Annotated in this window: 27 protein-coding genes; 19 read left to right on the top strand and 8 right to left on the bottom strand. The window is 48.4% G+C overall.

Translation table 11 applies throughout. From position 1 onward, the window contains the following. The first annotated feature begins 15 nt into the window (after positions 1 to 15). The 7 genes from QGP82_RS14745 (at position 16) to QGP82_RS14715 (ending at position 3,646) form a co-directional block, all read left to right on the top strand. A complete protein-coding gene (locus QGP82_RS14745; RefSeq protein ID WP_499059928.1) occupies positions 16 to 243 on the top strand; it encodes a hypothetical protein in 228 nt (75 codons plus the stop codon). Positions 244 to 457: 214 nt separating this feature from the next. Then, positions 458 to 754 (top strand): hypothetical protein, encoded by a 297-nt coding sequence (locus QGP82_RS14740; RefSeq protein WP_499059926.1) that lies wholly within the window; start codon positions 458 to 460, stop codon positions 752 to 754. Between the two features lie 412 nt (positions 755 to 1,166). Continuing rightward, positions 1,167 to 1,346, top strand: a complete 180-nt coding sequence (locus tag QGP82_RS14735; RefSeq protein ID WP_499059924.1) for a hypothetical protein — start codon at positions 1,167 to 1,169, stop codon at positions 1,344 to 1,346. Positions 1,347 to 1,465: 119 nt separating this feature from the next. Continuing rightward, a complete protein-coding gene (locus QGP82_RS14730; protein ID WP_163668949.1) occupies positions 1,466 to 1,618 on the top strand; it encodes a hypothetical protein in 153 nt (50 codons plus the stop codon). Positions 1,619 to 1,831: 213 nt separating this feature from the next. Further along, positions 1,832 to 2,047: a DUF2811 domain-containing protein gene (locus QGP82_RS14725; RefSeq protein WP_163668951.1), complete on the top strand. Its 216-nt coding sequence runs from the start codon at positions 1,832 to 1,834 to the stop codon at positions 2,045 to 2,047. Between the two features lie 2 nt (positions 2,048 to 2,049). Continuing rightward, complete coding sequence (locus QGP82_RS14720; RefSeq protein ID WP_499059921.1) at positions 2,050 to 2,469, top strand: hypothetical protein; 420 nt, start codon at positions 2,050 to 2,052, stop codon at positions 2,467 to 2,469. Beyond that, on the top strand, positions 2,420 to 3,646 hold the full coding sequence (locus tag QGP82_RS14715) for a phosphoadenosine phosphosulfate reductase domain-containing protein (RefSeq protein ID WP_499059919.1): 1,227 nt from the start codon (positions 2,420 to 2,422) through the stop codon (positions 3,644 to 3,646). The genes QGP82_RS14720 and QGP82_RS14715 overlap by 50 nt, the downstream gene beginning before the upstream one ends. Before the next feature lie 143 nt (positions 3,647 to 3,789). On the opposite strand, the gene QGP82_RS14710 is transcribed toward QGP82_RS14715, so the two are convergent. Both QGP82_RS14710 and QGP82_RS14705 read right to left on the bottom strand, forming a co-directional pair. Continuing rightward, positions 3,790 to 4,305, bottom strand: coding sequence for a hypothetical protein (locus QGP82_RS14710; protein ID WP_499059917.1), 516 nt, complete (start codon positions 4,303 to 4,305; stop codon positions 3,790 to 3,792). A 270-nt stretch (positions 4,306 to 4,575) separates the two neighbouring features. Next, complete coding sequence (locus QGP82_RS14705; RefSeq protein WP_499059915.1) at positions 4,576 to 4,908, bottom strand: hypothetical protein; 333 nt, start codon at positions 4,906 to 4,908, stop codon at positions 4,576 to 4,578. 192 nt (positions 4,909 to 5,100) lie between these two features. On the opposite strand from QGP82_RS14705, the gene QGP82_RS14700 reads away from it, so the two are divergent. From QGP82_RS14700 to QGP82_RS14650, 11 genes are all read left to right on the top strand, one after another. Then, positions 5,101 to 5,355, top strand: coding sequence for a hypothetical protein (locus tag QGP82_RS14700; RefSeq protein ID WP_499059913.1), 255 nt, complete (start codon positions 5,101 to 5,103; stop codon positions 5,353 to 5,355). Between the two features lie 2 nt (positions 5,356 to 5,357). Beyond that, positions 5,358 to 5,873 (top strand): hypothetical protein, encoded by a 516-nt coding sequence (locus QGP82_RS14695; protein ID WP_499059912.1) that lies wholly within the window; start codon positions 5,358 to 5,360, stop codon positions 5,871 to 5,873. A gap of 154 nt (positions 5,874 to 6,027) precedes the next feature. Continuing rightward, a complete protein-coding gene (locus QGP82_RS14690; RefSeq protein WP_499059911.1) occupies positions 6,028 to 6,486 on the top strand; it encodes a hypothetical protein in 459 nt (152 codons plus the stop codon). Positions 6,487 to 6,496: 10 nt separating this feature from the next. Then, complete coding sequence (locus QGP82_RS14685) at positions 6,497 to 7,153, top strand: hypothetical protein (RefSeq protein ID WP_499059909.1); 657 nt, start codon at positions 6,497 to 6,499, stop codon at positions 7,151 to 7,153. A 4-nt stretch (positions 7,154 to 7,157) separates the two neighbouring features. After that, positions 7,158 to 8,747, top strand: coding sequence for a hypothetical protein (locus QGP82_RS14680; protein WP_499059908.1), 1,590 nt, complete (start codon positions 7,158 to 7,160; stop codon positions 8,745 to 8,747). A gap of 84 nt (positions 8,748 to 8,831) precedes the next feature. Then, the gene (locus QGP82_RS14675; RefSeq protein WP_499059906.1) at positions 8,832 to 9,059 is read left to right on the top strand and encodes a hypothetical protein; all 228 of its coding nucleotides are present in this window, start codon (positions 8,832 to 8,834) and stop codon (positions 9,057 to 9,059) included. 10 nt (positions 9,060 to 9,069) lie between these two features. After that, entirely contained in the window at positions 9,070 to 9,480 is a 411-nt protein-coding gene (locus tag QGP82_RS14670; RefSeq protein ID WP_499059904.1) for a hypothetical protein, read from the top strand. An 11-nt stretch (positions 9,481 to 9,491) separates the two neighbouring features. Next, on the top strand, positions 9,492 to 9,758 hold the full coding sequence (locus QGP82_RS14665) for a hypothetical protein (protein ID WP_499059902.1): 267 nt from the start codon (positions 9,492 to 9,494) through the stop codon (positions 9,756 to 9,758). 31 nt (positions 9,759 to 9,789) lie between these two features. Beyond that, positions 9,790 to 10,254, top strand: coding sequence for a hypothetical protein (locus QGP82_RS14660; RefSeq protein WP_499059900.1), 465 nt, complete (start codon positions 9,790 to 9,792; stop codon positions 10,252 to 10,254). A 220-nt stretch (positions 10,255 to 10,474) separates the two neighbouring features. Next, the gene (locus QGP82_RS14655; protein ID WP_499059899.1) at positions 10,475 to 10,837 is read left to right on the top strand and encodes a hypothetical protein; all 363 of its coding nucleotides are present in this window, start codon (positions 10,475 to 10,477) and stop codon (positions 10,835 to 10,837) included. Next, entirely contained in the window at positions 10,834 to 11,163 is a 330-nt protein-coding gene (locus tag QGP82_RS14650) for a hypothetical protein (RefSeq protein WP_499059897.1), read from the top strand. The genes QGP82_RS14655 and QGP82_RS14650 overlap by 4 nt, the downstream gene beginning before the upstream one ends. 1,996 nt (positions 11,164 to 13,159) lie before the next feature. Here QGP82_RS14650 and QGP82_RS14645 read toward each other — a convergent pair. Next, positions 13,160 to 13,732 (bottom strand): hypothetical protein, encoded by a 573-nt coding sequence (locus tag QGP82_RS14645; RefSeq protein ID WP_499059895.1) that lies wholly within the window; start codon positions 13,730 to 13,732, stop codon positions 13,160 to 13,162. Between the two features lie 502 nt (positions 13,733 to 14,234). On the opposite strand from QGP82_RS14645, the gene QGP82_RS14640 reads away from it, so the two are divergent. Further along, on the top strand, positions 14,235 to 14,510 hold the full coding sequence (locus QGP82_RS14640; RefSeq protein WP_163701592.1) for a hypothetical protein: 276 nt from the start codon (positions 14,235 to 14,237) through the stop codon (positions 14,508 to 14,510). Between the two features lie 261 nt (positions 14,511 to 14,771). On the opposite strand, the gene QGP82_RS14635 is transcribed toward QGP82_RS14640, so the two are convergent. The 5 genes from QGP82_RS14635 to QGP82_RS14615 form a co-directional block, all read right to left on the bottom strand. Next, positions 14,772 to 15,263 carry a hypothetical protein gene (locus QGP82_RS14635; protein ID WP_499059893.1) on the bottom strand — a complete coding sequence of 164 codons (492 nt, stop codon included), beginning with the start codon at positions 15,261 to 15,263 and terminating at the stop codon, positions 14,772 to 14,774. Continuing rightward, complete coding sequence (locus QGP82_RS14630) at positions 15,263 to 15,478, bottom strand: hypothetical protein (protein ID WP_499059891.1); 216 nt, start codon at positions 15,476 to 15,478, stop codon at positions 15,263 to 15,265. Before QGP82_RS14630 ends, QGP82_RS14635 begins: the two co-directional genes overlap by 1 nt. 79 nt (positions 15,479 to 15,557) lie before the next feature. After that, positions 15,558 to 15,743, bottom strand: coding sequence for a hypothetical protein (locus QGP82_RS14625; RefSeq protein ID WP_499059889.1), 186 nt, complete (start codon positions 15,741 to 15,743; stop codon positions 15,558 to 15,560). Between the two features lie 307 nt (positions 15,744 to 16,050). Beyond that, positions 16,051 to 16,548: a GNAT family N-acetyltransferase gene (locus QGP82_RS14620; RefSeq protein WP_499059887.1), complete on the bottom strand. Its 498-nt coding sequence runs from the start codon at positions 16,546 to 16,548 to the stop codon at positions 16,051 to 16,053. A 95-nt stretch (positions 16,549 to 16,643) separates the two neighbouring features. Then, positions 16,644 to 17,023 (bottom strand): hypothetical protein (locus QGP82_RS14615; protein ID WP_499057489.1); only part of this gene is annotated, 380 nt, incomplete at its 5' end.

Raw genomic sequence — 17,023 nt, 5'->3', positions numbered from 1 at the left:
TTTGGAGGAAAGATTGTGGAAGGACTAACGAAGATTGTGCAATTACAGGCAGAGAATCACGATGGCGAGGAGGTGAAAATTGCGATGGAGTTGACTCCTGACAGAAAGAACTTCATCCTCACGCCGGACGTAGAGAAGCCAGATGAATGGCTAGAAATCCCTGTCCCTTGCGTTTTGGCAGCCATCCAGTATCTGGGAATTGTGCCCGCAGTCACGATTGAGGTCGCGGAGGAAGAGGAGTGATGAACCTATACGGACCCTCAAGCGAGTACATCCCGTGGTGGCCAGTGCGCAGGCTGTACCGAGACTACGGGGGACGAGTGTTGCTCTACCCCGACCGTTACGAAACAGAACTGAGCCTAAGCGCAATTGGATGTATGCCAGGGAAACTGATCCCTAAGCGCCAAAGACGCCGCAACCGGCACCGGAACAAGTAGTAGTAGGAAAGAAGAAAACCATGGATGCATTAAGCAAATTACTGACTAGCAAAGAGCAGGTCATCCGTGTGGTGGCTGTAAATTCAGGGGAGATCCAGCGAGTCGATATCTCGTTTGGCAAGATTCCCACCGAAGACCAGCTAGAGCCTGTATCTCGGTTGATAGGGGTTGGTGCCAGCTTGGAGGTTTTTTCGACCGCTACGTTTAAGCCTCTGGATCTGAAAAGCACTGTTTTCGATCCGAAAGAGGTGGCGATCGCACTTTCCAAAACATGGAAGGAGCAGGGCTATCAAGTCGAGGTTGATTTACCTAAGTAGAGCAACAACGCTATGAAACACCAACCCATCCGACCATGGCAGCCGCCTGTCAAAAAGAGGATCGATCCAAAGCTACTGACGTCGGCTAGACCAACACTACCCCGACTGCCTGATCCGCCGATTTATATCCATCCAGACAGGGTGAAGGTGCTGTGATGACTGAAGAAGACCTAATCCTTCTCTCTTACTATCAAAACGATTCCGCTAGGGTGAATTTAGCGGCTAGAGCTTCCGCAATGCAATCTGTTCAGCAAATGGAAGCCTCTAAAAGCATCCCTAAAGACTGGCATCAAGCAAGGGGCCGATTCTTGCAGTCCGTGAATTACATCAAAGATGGCCCGTGGGGCGATCGCAGAAATTAAGGCTTTCAGAATCACAGAGGCTGATCTCCACAAATCACAGGAGAAATGCCATGTACGACTTCACGACAATCACAGGAGCGCTGCTACTGGCGGATTGCTGCTTAGAGAAAGCGATCGCAGTAGCCAAACAGCGAAACCAACGACGACAGCAGTTACTGCAACGAAATGCAAAACCTAATCACACGCTACCAGCCAGCACCGACCATCCAAACTCACCGCCAGATGTTTAATGCGCTGGCTTACGAATTGCAATTGAGCCCTGCGATCGCTGATGAGATTTGGTGTGGGGCCAGACCCGACTTGATGGATTTAAAGCTACATGCAAAAGAAAAATTAAAGGTGAAAAACAATGGCAACCAAAGAGCAGAAATTGAAAAACACCTTAGTAGCGACCTGGGTAAGTCGAGGGGCTGATCCGGTAAAAGCTTCTAGGAAAGCAGATCAGATTGTGGAGAAAATGAAATCCGATGCTTCAAAGACGATTCAAGAATCTGAAGACTAATAAACATCGCAACCTTGGGTTTGATCCTGCTACAGGGCAGGCGTGGCTTCTGAACCAATGGTGGGACGTAGGTTTCCTCAAAGAGAACTACAGCATTGTTGAAGATCCCATCGTTCAGTCGTTGGGGCCGCAGAGATCACCAGGGTTCATGCCAGGGGTGGAGTCTGCCAGTAAATTTCAAGCAACGTTTAGACCACGGAGGAAAAAGAAGAAATGAAAACTTTAAATACTGAACAACCTGGCGATGTAAGCATCATGGCCACGATTCCTGAAGCGCTACATACGTCAGTCACGCAATACATTGAAGCTCACCCCGCATGGAGCCAGGAGCGGGTTATGCAGGCAGCCCTTTCTCTGTTCCTGTTGCAGAACGGGACGAATCAAGCGCAGGTGAGCGAGGTGTATTTGGATAGTTTGTTTGGGGCTTAGACATGATCTCCAAACGCCTACCCGCCTACAGTGAGCCGCATACTTTCGCGGTCGATTACTACGGTAAGCCGGAATTTTGGAAGCGCTTGGTGCGATGGGACAACGATACAGGTCAATGGTCTAGGAAGCGGGTTAGCGGGGTTCCACTGGGTCCTTCTAAGTCGGGGAAGTACACGGTGTATAAATTGAGCTTTGTTTTGGCCAGCTTGCGGCATGAAGATATCATCACTTCTCTTTTGCAAATTGTCCCGCCGCCTGATGATTTCAGCCTTGATTACACTCGCCGCCACAGTTGGGATAGGCCAAGAATTAAATTACCGCTTCAGCTAGCAAAACCATTGATCGTGCCTGAAAGAGAAGGAGTTTTGATAAATGCGACAACAACAAACACTGTTCGACAGCTCGCGCTTGAGTTTGACTGAATCGATTGAACTCACTGCACAATCCTTGAATGCCTATATTCCAGGGCACAAGCATATTGCCGTTGCCTACAGCGGTGGCAAGGATTCGTCGGCCACCCTCACTCTGTTGTCTCACCTGATCAAAACAGGGCGAGTCCATCTGCCTGATGATTGCCAGGTGCATGTTCTTTATGCAGATACCCGCCAGGAATTACCACCACTGCACTTTGCGGCAATGTCCATGTTAGAAGACTGCAAACGGCGTGGATTTAAAACCCATATTGTTTGCGCTCCACTTGAAAAGCGATTTTGGCCCTACATTTTGGGCAGGGGAGTGCCGAGCCCCAACAACGGCACCCTGCGGTGGTGTACGAGACAAATTAAGGTAGACCCCATGACAGCAGCGCTGGCTGATCTCCGGGAGACATTAGCCTCTGATGAAAGGCTGCTCATGGTGACTGGCGTTCGTTTGGGGGAGAGTGCAGCACGTGATCAGCGAATTGCCATGAGCTGCACCAAAGATGGCGGCGAGTGTGGGCAGGGGTGGTTTCAGAAAATGACGGCCCCACAGACTGACACTGTTGCCCCACTGCTGCACTGGCGGGTTTGTCATGTGTGGGATTGGCTGGTACAGGCCGATGTTGAGCATGGCTTCCCAACAATGGCGGTAGCTGAAGCCTACTCAATGACCGAGAGTATTGAGCAGGGTGACGAGCCCATCGCATCACGCACCGGCTGTATTGGCTGCCCACTGGTGTCCACAGAAGACACGGCTCTAGCTCGGGTTTGTGCTCAGGAGAAATGGGCGTATTTATCACCTTTGAAAGAATTGCGGGCGGTTCATGCTGAAGCGCGGAAATTATCGAATCGGCTACGAAAACCTGGTGGTGAAACTCGTAAGGATGGCAGCTTAGTTAAAAACCAGGGGAGATTTGGCCCCATCTGCTTGGATGTGCGCGAGCAATTACTGAAGCAGGTTTTAGGTGTTCAGACCCGTGTGAATATTGCTGCGATCGCTCAGGGAAGGCCTCAAATTTCCATCATCAACAGCATGGAAGAATTATTTATTCGTAAATGCATTGGTGAAGAAGTTTGGCCAAAAGGATGGACAGGAGATGAGCCACGCGGGGATGCGTGGATTGATGAGCCGCTAGCCAATGGGAATACCCAACCCTTGATCACGGGATTACAACAATGATCGTCGCCACCCACAACACAACCCCACCCCAGCGCTGCTCCTAGGAACAGCGCTTTTTTTGGGCCATGAAAAGACGTCCGCAATGCGGAGCACCTGATCCCCCTAGGAATACGCCCCTGGGGGTTTATTTTGTTTGGGGTGGATTACTCACGGAATATTGTCACGGTAAGCGTATTCCGTGAATCTGAGAAATCAGCCGGTTCTTCAGGCTCAAGGAACACGCCATACGCTTCGCCGTTGTCGTAAAACCGGTATCGCGTACTACTTGGCAATGTGTCAACGACGTTTGCACAAGTTGTGATGGCGTTGTGTGCCTGTTCTATGCCCTTAACTACAAAGTCGCTGTAAGTCGCCCTCGCTTCTTCTGGACTACTGTGCCGCCATTCAATCATGAGTGTGACAGCATACGGGTAGCTGCCAGCTGTAGCTTGAGTGACATCAATCATTACCCAATCCTCAGTCAGTGGATCTGCATCGTTGTCCGAGAGGAGAACAGTGTCCTCAACGCTAAGATCTACACCAGGGGCATTCGCTCGCTCAATCATTGAAGAAAATTGATGCAGGGCGTTGCACGGCCCTTCAGTTGGCTGAGATTTTGCAGCGGATGGCCACAGCAATAAAAAGGAGCAGCAGACAGCAGCTAGCTTACCAAGTGCCATAATTCAGGTTCTCCATCAGTCGGTGCGCTTATGATAGCGGACGAGATCGGGTGTCAGCCCACACACAAAAAAGCCCAGTACAAGACCGGGCGCAACCACTATGGGTGGCAAATGACTGTCATACTATAGGACATACATCAGGTTACTTTGGGTAGCCTGAATTACATAGCTAAGACGCGGCGAGCCCCTGGCTGCAACTCACACTTCGCCTGGGGGTTGACTGGCTCCCAGGTTTTTTGGTGGGGGGTTAGCGGTGTCCCTAGGATGTGGCTATGCCCTAGGGACACCGCTAACTAAAGCCGTAATTTGTTTTTCTAATTTATTGATTAATTCAACAGCCTTGGAGTCGCCACCAACATGCTCTCTAAGACTTTGCGTTAACGCCTCTATTTCAACCCTAGCTTGCTGTGCAGCCTTAGCTCTCCTCAGCACAGAGGCAAAATTTGGAGACTGATGCACCTCTTCAAGCTTCTGCCTTAAAAGTGATGCTTTGGGCACTCCCAACCAATTGGCAACTAACTCGAACTCGGACTCAGCGCCATCCGACAAGCTGATATTTACTTGGTTCTTCCCAGGCATCGCTTTTTCTATATTTTTGGGCATTTCAATTCTGACTGCTAGATGGTGTTTAGGCAATTGTATAGGCATAGCATAGAAAAAGCATTGCTATTTCTAGTTCGCTGCACTATCCTTGTCTTTAGTGGCGGCATGACCTAGGTCAGACCTAGGTCACCAGGCGGACACAGGTAGGTCACCAAATCGCTGAAGCCTTTTAAAGGAGAGAGTTTTAGGGTAATGAACGTCCAGGTCTTAGAAGACGGTTTTACAGCAGCAGAATTGAAGCTCTGCATTAAGTCAGAGACTGGTCAATCTGTTGCTTCTAGAACAATTCGCCGTTGGCGGCAAAGGCTGGATATTCGTCCCTGTGAGCATGGAACCTACACCAGCAAACAGCTTGACGCTCTGGTCAGCCTAGCGGGTTGGCTGAGTACAGGCAGAAGTATTAATCACTTCCTTGATGTCCATTTCGATTTATTGATGGAGCTTTGATTATGAAGACGACTGAAGATTTAAAGAACGCAAAAGCGGCAAAAACAACTAAAGGCCAGGGGTTTAGTGGAGCCACCAAACCCAGTACACCACCGCAGGGCAAGGATAGTATGTTCCAACCTAACCAAGGTATTGCCGCTGCACAGGAACACGTGGGTGATATGGCTCGAATCGCTAAAGATTCACTACGAAGCCAGCTTGCTGCAAAGGTTTCAGGGCTTCGAGAGATTGAAGACATGTTAGATAATGCGGCTGAAGCGATCGCGCAACGTGAGCAAAACATTGTCAGTGGTGTCACGCTGGAGTCGATGTTGGCTGAAAGACGCCAACAGTATTTAGCGGAAAATGCTGTAGATCAAGCCGTTATCACGGTTGAGTTTGAGGCTTTGGAAGATGAGTTTAAGGGAATGACCGAGGCCCCTAAGCGTGCATTTCCGTCTACTGACAGCATGCTTAAGTACCTCACGCCTGCTCAAAAAGCTCGACTAGATCAGGCTGTTCTTGGCCCCTCAATGTGAGCAGGAGCCCTAAGGGTGAGGGGGTATAGGGTGCCCCCTGTTGGCTCCTGTGACCTCCTGCTCCTGCTCCTGTATTTTCCTGTTACCTATGGATATTCAAAGTTTTTTCTCAGAACACCGGTTGGAATGCGTCTTGGCTGCTGGCGCTGTTGTGATGGCGTCGTTAAATTTTGGAGACATTCGTGCTTATATGGCTGCGAATGCTGAATTGCGAGACTATGTTGCCTCCCAGCAGGTGGAACTCAATCAACAGCTAGCTAGCGAAACATCTCGTAAACAATTTGAGGAGCTTGCAAACCTTCGTTATGACGGCTACTGCGAAGCAATCTTCACCCTTGACAAAGAAGGGATCTACACCGCATTGACGCCAGGGAAGCCGGTCATCAAAGGGGATGCGGTCGCGTATTTTCGCGAAAACCCCGACGCAACGCTGAGCCGATCCAATGTGCTGCCAGCTGGTACACCGGTTTGCGATGCGTATGGCAATACTGCGCTGATTCAAGAGACGGCGCAAATACCTGTGGTAGGGCCTTTAGCCTCCACCAGTGATCGGGTGCGGATTGAGACGTTTATTGAAGAAAATGGCGGCTCAAAAGAGCTGTCTGCGCTTTAGAGGTATGGCAATGACAGATAAAGTGATTGACGAAATCAAAGACCACTGGGTAGTTAATGTTGTTTCATGGGTTGTTCTACTGGGCTTGGTGGTAGCGCTTATCAAGCTGGCTAGCATGAATATCGTCCCGTACATCTGGTTTGTGAAGAACTTTGGGCATGAAACAAACCAGATGTGGGTTGAGTATTTACCTGTGATAGGGACATTGCACAAAGGCTTTATGGGTTTTGTCCATGGCATTGCAGGCATTTTGCTATGGGGGCTGGTGCAAGCCCTTCAAACGCTATGGGTGATCGTAGGGCTCGATCGTCGCGCCCATGGCAATGCGTTGAGAGAGGCCCGTGCTTCTCGTGTGGATAACAAGGACGCGACTAGCTACGAAAAGCGAATGAGTAAAAAAGCTCAAGCCATTCCGTTTTTCTTCTTGAAGTGGTCCGCATTGTTGGCATTAGGAGCCTATGCCTTTGATGGGGTTTTAGGCGTTTCTGTGTTCCCGCCAGCTGACAGCTTGCAAACTTTTTTGTTTGCACTGGGCAGTGGAATGACCAATCAGATCGACGGCAAAAATGTATTGCAATTGCTCACTATGATGTTTTCGTTTGAGCTTTTGCTTATACCGACCGTGGTTGTAGCGCAATGGCAGTATCACCGGAGTCAGGGAGTATAGGCAAATGGTTTACGTGAGGCCAACGGACGGCGCTGAAATAGAGCTGAACAACAAGCAAGTTAATCTTTTAGAAGACCTGGAAGGCTCTGCCTTATCTCGCACCAACGAATCACCTACTGGGAGAATCCTGTGGAGTGTAGGTGTGTTTGTTCTGGCTGTTGGGCCACTGGGTCTTTATATTGCAGGTTTAGCGGCAAGCCCTCTGTTGGTCAGCGCTATCAAAAAAGCTTTAAAAAATGGCCAAGAGGCGATCTACCTTAGGAAGTCTGCTAATTTTGCGCATCTACTAAAGGAGTCGGAGTTAGTCCAACTCACGCACGCTATCGGGAAAGATTCCGTAGCCCATCAGCTTATGGAGGCTAGCCAGGACGGACACCCTTTGACTAAGGCTGCTCAAAAATATCTGGAATTAGCGGGACATAAAGCAGAAAAGTTGACCTTAGATTCATTGTTTAACTCACCTGACGAATTCAACGAGGCTGGCGATAGTCCTGCTGTTGATGTTGAGGCGGAAGAAGTTGCCGATCAGTCAGAAACCTTGGCAGGTTCAGAAAATAAAGAACAGGATTCAGACACCAAGAAAAAAAATAAAGTAGAGCCGGATACCGCTTTGCAACGATTATTGTTAAGCCCTTATTTGTCGCGAGTTATTTTTGGTGGACAGAGAACGGGCAAGACCAACTTAGTTGCGGTCGCAAGCTCTAAGTTGGCTCAAAAAGGCACCAAGATATACCACATCAATCTCCTTAGCTATACAGGTAAAGGTGATGAGGATGCTCAGTATACAGCTCATTGCGAGAAGTCCATTAGAGCTGATTTCAGTCATGAAGTTGATTCGAATAAGCGGTCTATTCTTGTTGCTGACTGCATCAAGGTGGTTCAGCAGTGGTGGGACTATGATGGCGAAGCGATTTTAATTTTTGATGAATATGCTTATGCAGCTTCATTAGCCGTTCCTGAAACCGCTCCCCTGCTGACACTAATCGCGGATAAACTAGGCGCTATTGCATCGTCAGGGATGAAACGAGAGCATGCGCTTTGGGCGCTATCCCCAAGCATGGTAGCAAGTGAGCTTCAAGAGGCTGGTAAGCGAATCAAGTCACTTAAGCCAGTAGTCGTTGCGATCGCTCCAGGTTATACCGAAGAATGGCAAGGGCAACAGCTGACGTTTGACTCTAGTTTGCATACCGAAGTTAATCGTAATTTTGGGAATGTTATTTCATGGCCTACGGCTGCCATGGTCCCTGGCGAGTCTCGGATCGCTTGGATTGATGGATCATGGTGCGGGTTAGGTAGCTCCAAGAAAGAATCTAAAAAAAAAGAAGACAGCGAGTTAGTTGAATTACTAGCGAAAATCGCTAACGAGATCAAAAAGCAAACATCCCAGAAAAAGAAAGGGCACATCACTGTTAGAGATGCGGCTCAGTTCATCCAGGGGAGCAAGAGAAAAGAATACTACCCCAAAATGCCTGAATACTGCCAAGCCTTAGCATCTATGTACCCTTCTGAGTTCAAGGTGTTCCAGGGCATCGCCAGCGAGTGGCGCGTTGCTTATCTCAAGTCGCCCAATTACAAGGTGGAGGAGAATCGATGAAACCCATTTTTCTCTGGCGCACAATCCCCCTGAGCGATCGCGCCAACCTACCATCCAAACCTGGCCTATACGCGGTTAAACCCAATGAATAACACTAGATTCTCGGATGTCATCGAAGTGGTCAGAAATGGCCAAACGATACAAATTACCCCCGCTCAGCTTCAACCTGGGGATGCTTTGCTTATTAACGATCAGATTCGTATTGTCGAAGGTTATAACCCCCAGCGTGGGTGGGCGTTGCGTGCTCCCCGCTTTGAAGAATACGAGATTGAGAATCCAGCGGTTCGTGTTGGGCCCGGAATGCTTAGCTAAGGGAAATCAAATGCCTAAATACTACAGCCTCCGCCGCCACCACCACGCCTGGCTCGATCTCCTCCGCCACACCTGCCAATTCACTGGCGCACCCGTGGGGAAGACCCACCAGGGCAAGTACCGTGGGTATAACTTCCACCACACTCACAGCGGTGCTTATGGACATGAGAAGCCTGGTTGGAATCTTCTGCTACTCACCCCCAAGGCTCACCGACTAGTCCATACTCTGGGCGGTGTGCCAATGCTGGGCATGGATAAGCGAGCGGTGACGATCCAAAATCGCAGAGCTGAGCGGCTACCTTGCCCATGGCTGTGGCGATATCCGAATCCAGTGCAGAGGATTTTCCATTGCTGGTGTCGGCTGCCGATGATGGCGCGAGGCTTTGGGGTGGTGGCGTTGATGATGTTAATTGTTTTTTGAGGATTTTTTCGATGAAAAAAATAGTTCAGATTACCCTAATGTTGGCAGTCCTCGGCTTAGCGTCACCAGCTATTGCCGATCGCCCTGGGCAGCAAAATTCTCAAGGCAGTCAAACAACGACCACCACGGATCAGGAGGGCGTCGTAACTACGAGAACCGAAACTCCTGAAGATGTGCGCATCCGAACAACCAACAATGAGGCTACGCTTGATTGCGAGGCTAAAAAGGATGACCAAGGACAGGTAATTCTTCCGTTTGAATGCGATCTTTTCGAGTGATTTCTGGTTTTGAAATTTAGAGGATAGGGCTATGACCCCACAAGAGTTTGCAGAAAAAATTACAGGGCAGGAATACCCGTTTGAATTGGAAGATAGAGAATTAGCCAAGCACCACATGTTGATTGTCCTGTGGGGGCAGAGCGACGATCTGCTAGAGGTTGACGGGTTAATCCGTGATGAATGCAGTGCCTGGGAAGGAAGGACAGCACGCTTTGGCAGTCATGGTTTCCTAGAGATAAACGAAGATGGATCTTTGCAATCTGCTGAGCCTACAACTGTCCAGGAATGCCGAGAAATAGTTGAAAACTTTGATTCTTCATTTGAGGTCAAGGCTGAGTGGTGCCCAGGAGGCACAAACCTAAGTTGGCGCATTACAGCAGATACAATTCCCAGCGAACGGAAGGCTGTTTTTGTCGTCGTGGAAGATGGCGAGCCTATGTGTGAGGGGCTGGTGGTGCGGATGCCTGTGAGCCAAACCACCCAACTTTCTCGCTAGAATGGGGGCGTAAATTTACACGGATCTAAGATCCGAGTGAATAGGGAACTCGCGGCGCTGCCTCTCAGGGTGGCGCTTCTTTGTTAGAATCAAGAAACTTTATATCTAAGACAGCAGCCGTCCTCATCGCGGCTGTTTTTTCATGTCTTTAAAGAAGAACAACTATTCAGGACGTATGAGCTATTCTTAATGTGTCTCCGCTTTCACCCAGGATTCTCACATGAACATTCCTGCAATCTTCACTTCCCCCACGCTGCATGATGCTGTTGTGGCTGGGGTCGCTGGCTTTGGCATGGTGCTGATCACTAAAGCCCTGCCATTTATCAATAGAAAACTCACTCAATTCAACCCGGACGCTAAAGTATTGGCCCAGATTCTTGGGCTCATGGACACGTTGCTCGTGGGTCGGGCTGATTTAGAGATTGGTAGTATCAATATTGTGGATGTTGCCAGAGAAGCCGCCGAGAGTATCGCTAAGACGACTTCCCTGACTGAGGGCCAGGTCGCTGAACTGATCAAGAGTGCAGCTCAACTATGGTCAATCAAGATCTTTGGCGAGAAACTAGGAGGTGATGCCGCTTGAACTGGAGAAAGTTAGCCACCAGGGTTGGGCTAAGGGCGATCGCTGAGGCTACAAAAACGCCAACAGTCGAGGACATTGACGCCAGAACAGCGATCGCGATCAACCAGTGGGCGCAGTCTTCCCCGCTAAATGTACTGTCCGACGATCTGCCATTCCCGTTCATCCACACTGGCAAAAAGATACTGGGTAAGAATTGGGCAGTCCCAAGCAGTAGTTGGGGTGTTGTCTTCCCGTTTCAACGGCATTTCTGGCTGCATTACGCCCAGGATCAGGTTAAGTCTCGGTGGATCAATGGCCGAGAGGCACCCCAGGACGTCACAGACTGACTCACCCCCTACACGCGCACATCTCAGCCGTCTCTTCGGGGGCGGCTTTTTGTTGGGGCTTACGGGGGAATGTTGGCTCTGTTTCGGCGGGGGTTGTGAACTGGTTAGTCCCCTTGTATGGAAGCGCTGAAATGGCCTTTAATGCCTCTTAGGTATTGAAAGCTTTATCTCTCCTTGGTTGATGCTTTTGAATTTACGAGATGAATAGCTAAAAACAAGGTCACTCTAAAACAAAAAGGCGTAGGCTATTTCGATTAATCTGCGTCTTTTTTGCTATCTAAATTTCAATCCCCGTGAGGGGTAAATGGAATGAAAGTTCACATGGTTTTGTCCAGTTACAATGCGCACCACTTCGTTTCCGTCCCCTTTCGGGGTAATAGATTCTGAACTTTGGTCGGTTCAGCGTTACTGTGCCGGAAGCTGATCGGTTTCCGTCCCCTTTCGGGGTAAGTGGAATGAAAGGGTCATCTGCCCTTACTTATGCAGGTAACATTAGGCCAGATAGTTTCCGTCCCCTTTCGGGGTAAGTGGAATGAAAGTCTAGGGTTTTGCGTCATCATTGGGTTATCCCTTTGGGATTGTTTCCGTCCCCTTTCGGGGTAAGTGGAATGAAAGTCTAGGGTTTTGCGTCATCATTGGGTTATCCCTTTGGGATTGTTTCCGTCCCCTTTCGGGGTAAGTGGAATGAAAGAGCTAAAATATGTCAGAGAGCTCTATCAAGCTGCCATAACATGTTTCCGTCCCCTTTCGGGGTAAGTGGAATGAAAGGCACCTATTCAGACGCCTTACCGCTCAACGACTTCAGCCACCGAATACACACGTCAGAAATCCGAAGCGCAATCCATGGCCTCTGATAGCCTTAAGCCTTAACCCTACGATGCAGAGGCCTTACGGACCAAGGCCTACACACTTCGCAACGACGCTATGCGGTTTTCAAGGATCTGACTGAAGCGTGTACCTCAGCTAGCGATCACCTTAACCCAGTCGACCAGAACCGCGCAACTATGCTTAATATGTACGTAATAATCACGGGATGCTTAGGCTTCAGCCCTCGTTGTCTCTAGGTTTCCTGAAAGCCTATGGACATAGCTGAATGGGTTGGCTATGCTGGGCGAAACCACCTCATTTTCTGAGGGGGTCTGCCGAACCTCGAAAACTGCATTATTTCGTTGACCCCCTCAGATTAATTGCTGGGCAAGGGCTTCAGACGTTTTCCACAGGGCTTTATTGGGAATAACTTCTATTTATCTGGGCTTTTCCAGACCCCCTCAGAAATCGGGTTCTAGAGGACCTGTATAGTAAGGGTTCCAGAAGGTGGGGGTTCAGAATCTATTACCCCGAAAGGGGACGGAAACCGTAGGAGGCTCAGGAGTTACCGTAGGAGGCTCGGGGTTCAGAATCTATTACCCCGAAAGGGGACGGAAACTATTAGCAACCACCCACCTAAAGTCTGTGCCGGAATGCGTTCAGAATCTATTACCCCGAAAGGGGACGGAAACGTTCGGTGCTGCCAAACAAGATATTGGTAGTTTAAAGGGTTCAGAATCTACTACCCCGAAAGGGGACGGAAACTCTCTGGATAGGTGAAGAGCTGCTGCGTTGTCAGGAAGTTCAGAATCCACTACCCCGAAAGGGGACGGAAACCCTCAATTGTGCAGTGTGGAGCAGGTCTTCCAGTTCTGGTTCAGAATCCACTACCCCGAAAGGGGACGGAAACCTGTAATGCCGCGCATGCCAGTTACGATTAAGAATGCGTTCAGAATCCATTACCCCGCAAGGGGACGGAAACCTACGTTGGAGGTACTTTTGATAGGGATGGTGTATGGTTCAGAATCTATTACCCCGCAAGGGGACGGAAACACCATTCAATTCGATTGCCAAAAGCAACGCTTCATAATGTTCAGAACACACTACCCCGAAAGGGGAAACTACCCACACAAAAACAGGGCATACGCATGACGCACGGCCCTTCTGAACTCCCTATATGTTACTCGGCTTAGCGGTTTTTCTCCCTAATGCTATAACCAAACGCGTTTACTATAATCACAGTTTTACCGCTAGCTGTCCTAAATCTAACTATCGGGCTGCATTCACAAATTTTTGATGCAGCATTTTGCATATTGGTACCAAATTCTTTTAGCTCTAAATCACTCTGCTTATAAGCCAACGGAGTTACTACAACATCGACCAGTCCCCTGCCATTTTCAATACTGATCTCATTAATCAAAGCCTCTGTAGGGTCTAATTCTGAAATCACATCCTTAAAAGCTCTAATTTCTTCAGCATCAAATCCTCTCTTATCCTTCTTTTCCCTTTCTGCTTCCTGCTGTGCTGCTATTGCTGCCCTAGCCTGCTCTTGTAATTCTGCGTTTCCCTGACTAGCTTTCCATTCAGATCTAAGTTCAGCACGCCTGACTTCAGTTTGACGATGCTCCAGCCAGGCAACGCCCACCCCGCCGACCAAGATCAAAAATCCTAGACAGCCAGCTGTAATGAGCGCAGGACGTTTCCAGTTGCTAGCGGGTTTACTAACCAAGCTTTTGGCTTTGAACTTTTGACCGTCAGACATAAGAGAACACAGAAACCAGCGCTCTTATTATTCAGCAGGGTGTCAAAACAATTAGCATTAGATAACTACATTCAGACCTTCAGTTAACTAACATCCCCCCCAGATACCCCCACCCCCGACCTTAGTCTCATATCTCAGCCCTAAAGTCTCCAAAACTCTCCACTAAGGTCTGGCCGAGAATGAAGGCAAGCGATTGAGGCTATTCAGGCTTACAACGAAGGCAAAGAATTAGGGCAGATGTATCGGCTGTCTGAGGCCAACGTTAGATACCTGTCCGGCTCCCGTTATGGCACTATCAAGGCTGACTTTGTGGTCCACCCTGAGGTAGCTGATTACGACAAGGGTCATGGCTTCAGCGTTCAGCGTGATCGGGGTAAATAGCACCTATATTATTATTTCGTAGCTTCTTCACCCAATGCACACATACAAATAAAATTGTTGATATATATTGATCATTAAGTGTTATGGCTATTGCGATAGTCAATAAATAAAAAAATTATTTATGAATAGAAAAGTTGCAAAAGGAGCAGTCCTAGCTGTCTCCGCTATTTCCTTGTGTGTCGGAGGTTTTATGTTTTATCTAAAGGGTGCTTATGAGAGAGAATTAGAGAGTGATTGGCTAGCGCGCAACACAAGAGACTTGACAGATCAGGATGAAAAAACCCAGAACGTGCTAACAAATGTTATGGGCATATCCCTTGCTGTTTCTGGTGTTACTGCTTTTTTAGGTTTTAGATTGGATTCTCAGCCAGATAAGTCAGACAAAATACTGGAGTAAATGCAGTATTTTGTATTCAGTAATGTACAGTCTTAATCTGAAACTATCTTAGTTGAGGGATCTACTACAAAAACCAACCCCCCAACTCAACCCAACCAATAAACCCGGCCCCGTCCCAGACAGCCGGGTTTTTTGTGCCTGGTTCTCACTCCCCAACCAACCTTTGACGCTGCCCTCTACTGCTCTGAAAGTTTGGGCTAGCGCGATCGCATTTACACTCCAACCGATTCGCGACACATACTTGGCCCGTTTCCAAACTTTTCAGCCTACAGCTATGCCCGACTTTTCTATTTCTTCTTTGAACTTAACGGGAATGCGTCCCCGAAGCTCATACTGAGCGGCTTCATCACTTTGCAGAAACTTCAGAAATAACTCTTCATTACCGCCAAAGGAGTCATCAAACGTTACCTGGTTGCTGCGAGCAATCTCAGTCCATGGATTTTCATCCTCAGGCAAAGGAGCATATCCACACTCGCAAATAACGACTTCAGCGAATCCTGAACCTACGGGTAAATCTGGTAGGTACGAGTCTACCGACTCAACCACCCATGGGCCAGGACGGATATGAGTGCCTTCTGCATTGCGCTCAGACAAGCGATATCCCATCTCAGGAATCTTGCCTTCTGGTGTAGAGTCAAAATGCTGCTCAAGCAGATAATGCAGGCTTTCATTGCCATTAGGCTTTATTAGCCGCGATACATCCTTAGCATCGTCACCGCTATTGGCATAGAAAAGGTAAGTCTTACGTGGCATCAGTCGTCTCCTTGAGTCAGGTCCATACGGGTTTTGTCAAATTGACAGTCTCCCTGAAATACACAGTTAACCTTCAATACTGAACTAGATGATGGGGCGCTAGGTAGTGTTTCAACATCTATTAACTTCCATTTATTTCGCGCTTCCATATCAACGCAGTCACGACGACTACAGGCCGCATGCCGAGTTGTGTCAGTTTTTGAATCATAGGCCATAAAAAATCCTCACAGTTGATTAACTTTACACTTTAAAAATGCGGGGATGAATCGCGATCTCATGTGACCTCTGGCGGGGTTATGCCAATGCCTCAGTCAAAATCGCTACCACCTGAACTAGAAAACCCTGATCCAAACGCTCAAACAACTGCCCCGCGAACGCACTAGCCTCAGTCGTAGGACCTACAGAAAATGTCTGCCGAGGCTTGACAATACCCGCATCAATGGCAGCCGCCCTAGTTGATGTATATTCACCGGCTAGCATCTTCTGGTGGATCTCTGGGGCAGCCTCAGCTATGCGTTGGGCGAGGTATTCAGATCCTCTTTCTTGCTTAACCTCGTAGTCATGACTACGAGGTTGTAAATCCGTACGCTGCCCTTGCCTTCTCTCTAGTGTCGGATCAGCTTTTGCGGCTACCTCAACGACAGCCAGGCATTCTTTAGCAGTGGTGGGTTTATCAGGACTACCTAGTTTTTTGTATTGAAGCTTGTTAGCAAAACGTTAAGCGCTCGTTGGCGTTGTCCCTTGGTAGGTGACTTTGGTCAGAGGATAGCACAACAAAAACAGAACCCTATAACTCTCTTTCTAACCAAAGTTGTTTTCCACCATTCCACCTAGAACGGTTGGTAATCAAACCGTGCTTTCTGTACAGAAATAGTGAAGCAGAATTTTTTTCGTTAGTGTTTAAAGCCAATAACTTAGAACCTCTCTTCCTTGAACGTGCTATTACAGATTTTAGAAGGTAAGAGCCAATGCCTTGACCTCTATATTCCTGAATTACGAAAACATCTTCAACTTTAGTTTCTATTCCAGAAAGCCAGATAGAATAGTAGTCTCGGCTCTGAGTGTATCCTACAGCATTACCGTTATGCGAAATAGCCAAAAGGAACTCAATACTTGTGTCTGAAAGTGCGATTTCAATAGACCTATAAAGAACCTCTCGCAAAGGCTTATCTTGCTTTAAAAAATCTCTAAACAGTAGGATAAGACCCGTAAGGATAGAAACATCATGGCAAGTTGCTACTCTTACAAGGACAGGAGCCTTTTCTTCTATTGATATGGATTCCATATTGAGATTTCAGTAGAGAACGATTGATAGAGATAGTCGCATAAGCCAGCTAGATTTGAGAAGATCTCGTTCTTTCTAAACCCTTTGGCCATCTTTTAGCCCTCATCTACTAACGCATTATTCAAAATCGCGACCACCTGAACCAGCAGCTCATGATCTAGGCGCTCAAACAGCTTCCCGGCTACCTCTTCAGCGCCAACCCCCTCAGCCCAGGAAACCGTAATTCGCTTTGTCCCACTCAGGCGTTCTCTCACGAACTCAGTGGCCTTTCGCTTATACTGTGGCCGCTCAAGCAGGTTCATTGGGGCGGGGTTCTCCTCAACCCATTTCTCTAACTCAGTCCCGATCTTGTCTACCTGTTCTTTAACCTCTAACTGCTTGGGTGTTGGCTTATGCTGGTTTACCCTGGGGCCTAACTTCACCGCCTCACTCTGACCTAGCAAACCAGAGTGGTATAACTCCCTGGCAATCTGGG

It is taken from the genome of Leptothoe sp. LEGE 181152 (assembly GCF_032906605.1).
GTDB classification, from domain to species: Bacteria; Cyanobacteriota; Cyanobacteriia; order Phormidesmidales; family Phormidesmidaceae; genus Leptothoe; species Leptothoe turfae.
The sequence above is the reverse complement of the archived record's forward strand: the minus strand, read 5'-3'. Positions and strand labels throughout refer to the sequence as shown.

What these genes read in the sequence shown, in the direction of transcription:
- QGP82_RS14730 (WP_163668949.1), top strand. Translation starts at nt 1,466, where the DNA reads ATGGCAACCAAAGAGCAGAAATTGAAAAACACCTTAGTAGCGACCTGG.
- QGP82_RS14660 (WP_499059900.1), top strand. Translation starts at nt 9,790, where the DNA reads ATGACCCCACAAGAGTTTGCAGAAAAAATTACAGGGCAGGAATACCCG.
- QGP82_RS14700 (WP_499059913.1), top strand. Translation starts at nt 5,101, where the DNA reads ATGAACGTCCAGGTCTTAGAAGACGGTTTTACAGCAGCAGAATTGAAG.
- QGP82_RS14665 (WP_499059902.1), top strand. Translation starts at nt 9,492, where the DNA reads ATGAAAAAAATAGTTCAGATTACCCTAATGTTGGCAGTCCTCGGCTTA.
- QGP82_RS14670 (WP_499059904.1), top strand. Translation starts at nt 9,070, where the DNA reads ATGCCTAAATACTACAGCCTCCGCCGCCACCACCACGCCTGGCTCGAT.
- QGP82_RS14620 (WP_499059887.1), bottom strand. Translation starts at nt 16,548, where the DNA reads ATGGAATCCATATCAATAGAAGAAAAGGCTCCTGTCCTTGTAAGAGTA.
- QGP82_RS14715 (WP_499059919.1), top strand. Translation starts at nt 2,420, where the DNA reads ATGCGACAACAACAAACACTGTTCGACAGCTCGCGCTTGAGTTTGACT.
- QGP82_RS14645 (WP_499059895.1), bottom strand. Translation starts at nt 13,732, where the DNA reads ATGTCTGACGGTCAAAAGTTCAAAGCCAAAAGCTTGGTTAGTAAACCC.
- QGP82_RS14635 (WP_499059893.1), bottom strand. Translation starts at nt 15,263, where the DNA reads ATGCCACGTAAGACTTACCTTTTCTATGCCAATAGCGGTGACGATGCT.
- QGP82_RS14630 (WP_499059891.1), bottom strand. Translation starts at nt 15,478, where the DNA reads ATGGCCTATGATTCAAAAACTGACACAACTCGGCATGCGGCCTGTAGT.
- QGP82_RS14740 (WP_499059926.1), top strand. Translation starts at nt 458, where the DNA reads ATGGATGCATTAAGCAAATTACTGACTAGCAAAGAGCAGGTCATCCGT.
- QGP82_RS14625 (WP_499059889.1), bottom strand. Translation starts at nt 15,743, where the DNA reads ATGCTAGCCGGTGAATATACATCAACTAGGGCGGCTGCCATTGATGCG.
- QGP82_RS14705 (WP_499059915.1), bottom strand. Translation starts at nt 4,908, where the DNA reads ATGCCCAAAAATATAGAAAAAGCGATGCCTGGGAAGAACCAAGTAAAT.
- QGP82_RS14695 (WP_499059912.1), top strand. Translation starts at nt 5,358, where the DNA reads ATGAAGACGACTGAAGATTTAAAGAACGCAAAAGCGGCAAAAACAACT.
- QGP82_RS14710 (WP_499059917.1), bottom strand. Translation starts at nt 4,305, where the DNA reads ATGGCACTTGGTAAGCTAGCTGCTGTCTGCTGCTCCTTTTTATTGCTG.
- QGP82_RS14685 (WP_499059909.1), top strand. Translation starts at nt 6,497, where the DNA reads ATGACAGATAAAGTGATTGACGAAATCAAAGACCACTGGGTAGTTAAT.
- QGP82_RS14690 (WP_499059911.1), top strand. Translation starts at nt 6,028, where the DNA reads ATGGCGTCGTTAAATTTTGGAGACATTCGTGCTTATATGGCTGCGAAT.
- QGP82_RS14720 (WP_499059921.1), top strand. Translation starts at nt 2,050, where the DNA reads ATGATCTCCAAACGCCTACCCGCCTACAGTGAGCCGCATACTTTCGCG.
- QGP82_RS14640 (WP_163701592.1), top strand. Translation starts at nt 14,235, where the DNA reads ATGAATAGAAAAGTTGCAAAAGGAGCAGTCCTAGCTGTCTCCGCTATT.
- QGP82_RS14735 (WP_499059924.1), top strand. Translation starts at nt 1,167, where the DNA reads ATGTACGACTTCACGACAATCACAGGAGCGCTGCTACTGGCGGATTGC.
- QGP82_RS14680 (WP_499059908.1), top strand. Translation starts at nt 7,158, where the DNA reads ATGGTTTACGTGAGGCCAACGGACGGCGCTGAAATAGAGCTGAACAAC.
- QGP82_RS14675 (WP_499059906.1), top strand. Translation starts at nt 8,832, where the DNA reads ATGAATAACACTAGATTCTCGGATGTCATCGAAGTGGTCAGAAATGGC.
- QGP82_RS14655 (WP_499059899.1), top strand. Translation starts at nt 10,475, where the DNA reads ATGAACATTCCTGCAATCTTCACTTCCCCCACGCTGCATGATGCTGTT.
- QGP82_RS14725 (WP_163668951.1), top strand. Translation starts at nt 1,832, where the DNA reads ATGAAAACTTTAAATACTGAACAACCTGGCGATGTAAGCATCATGGCC.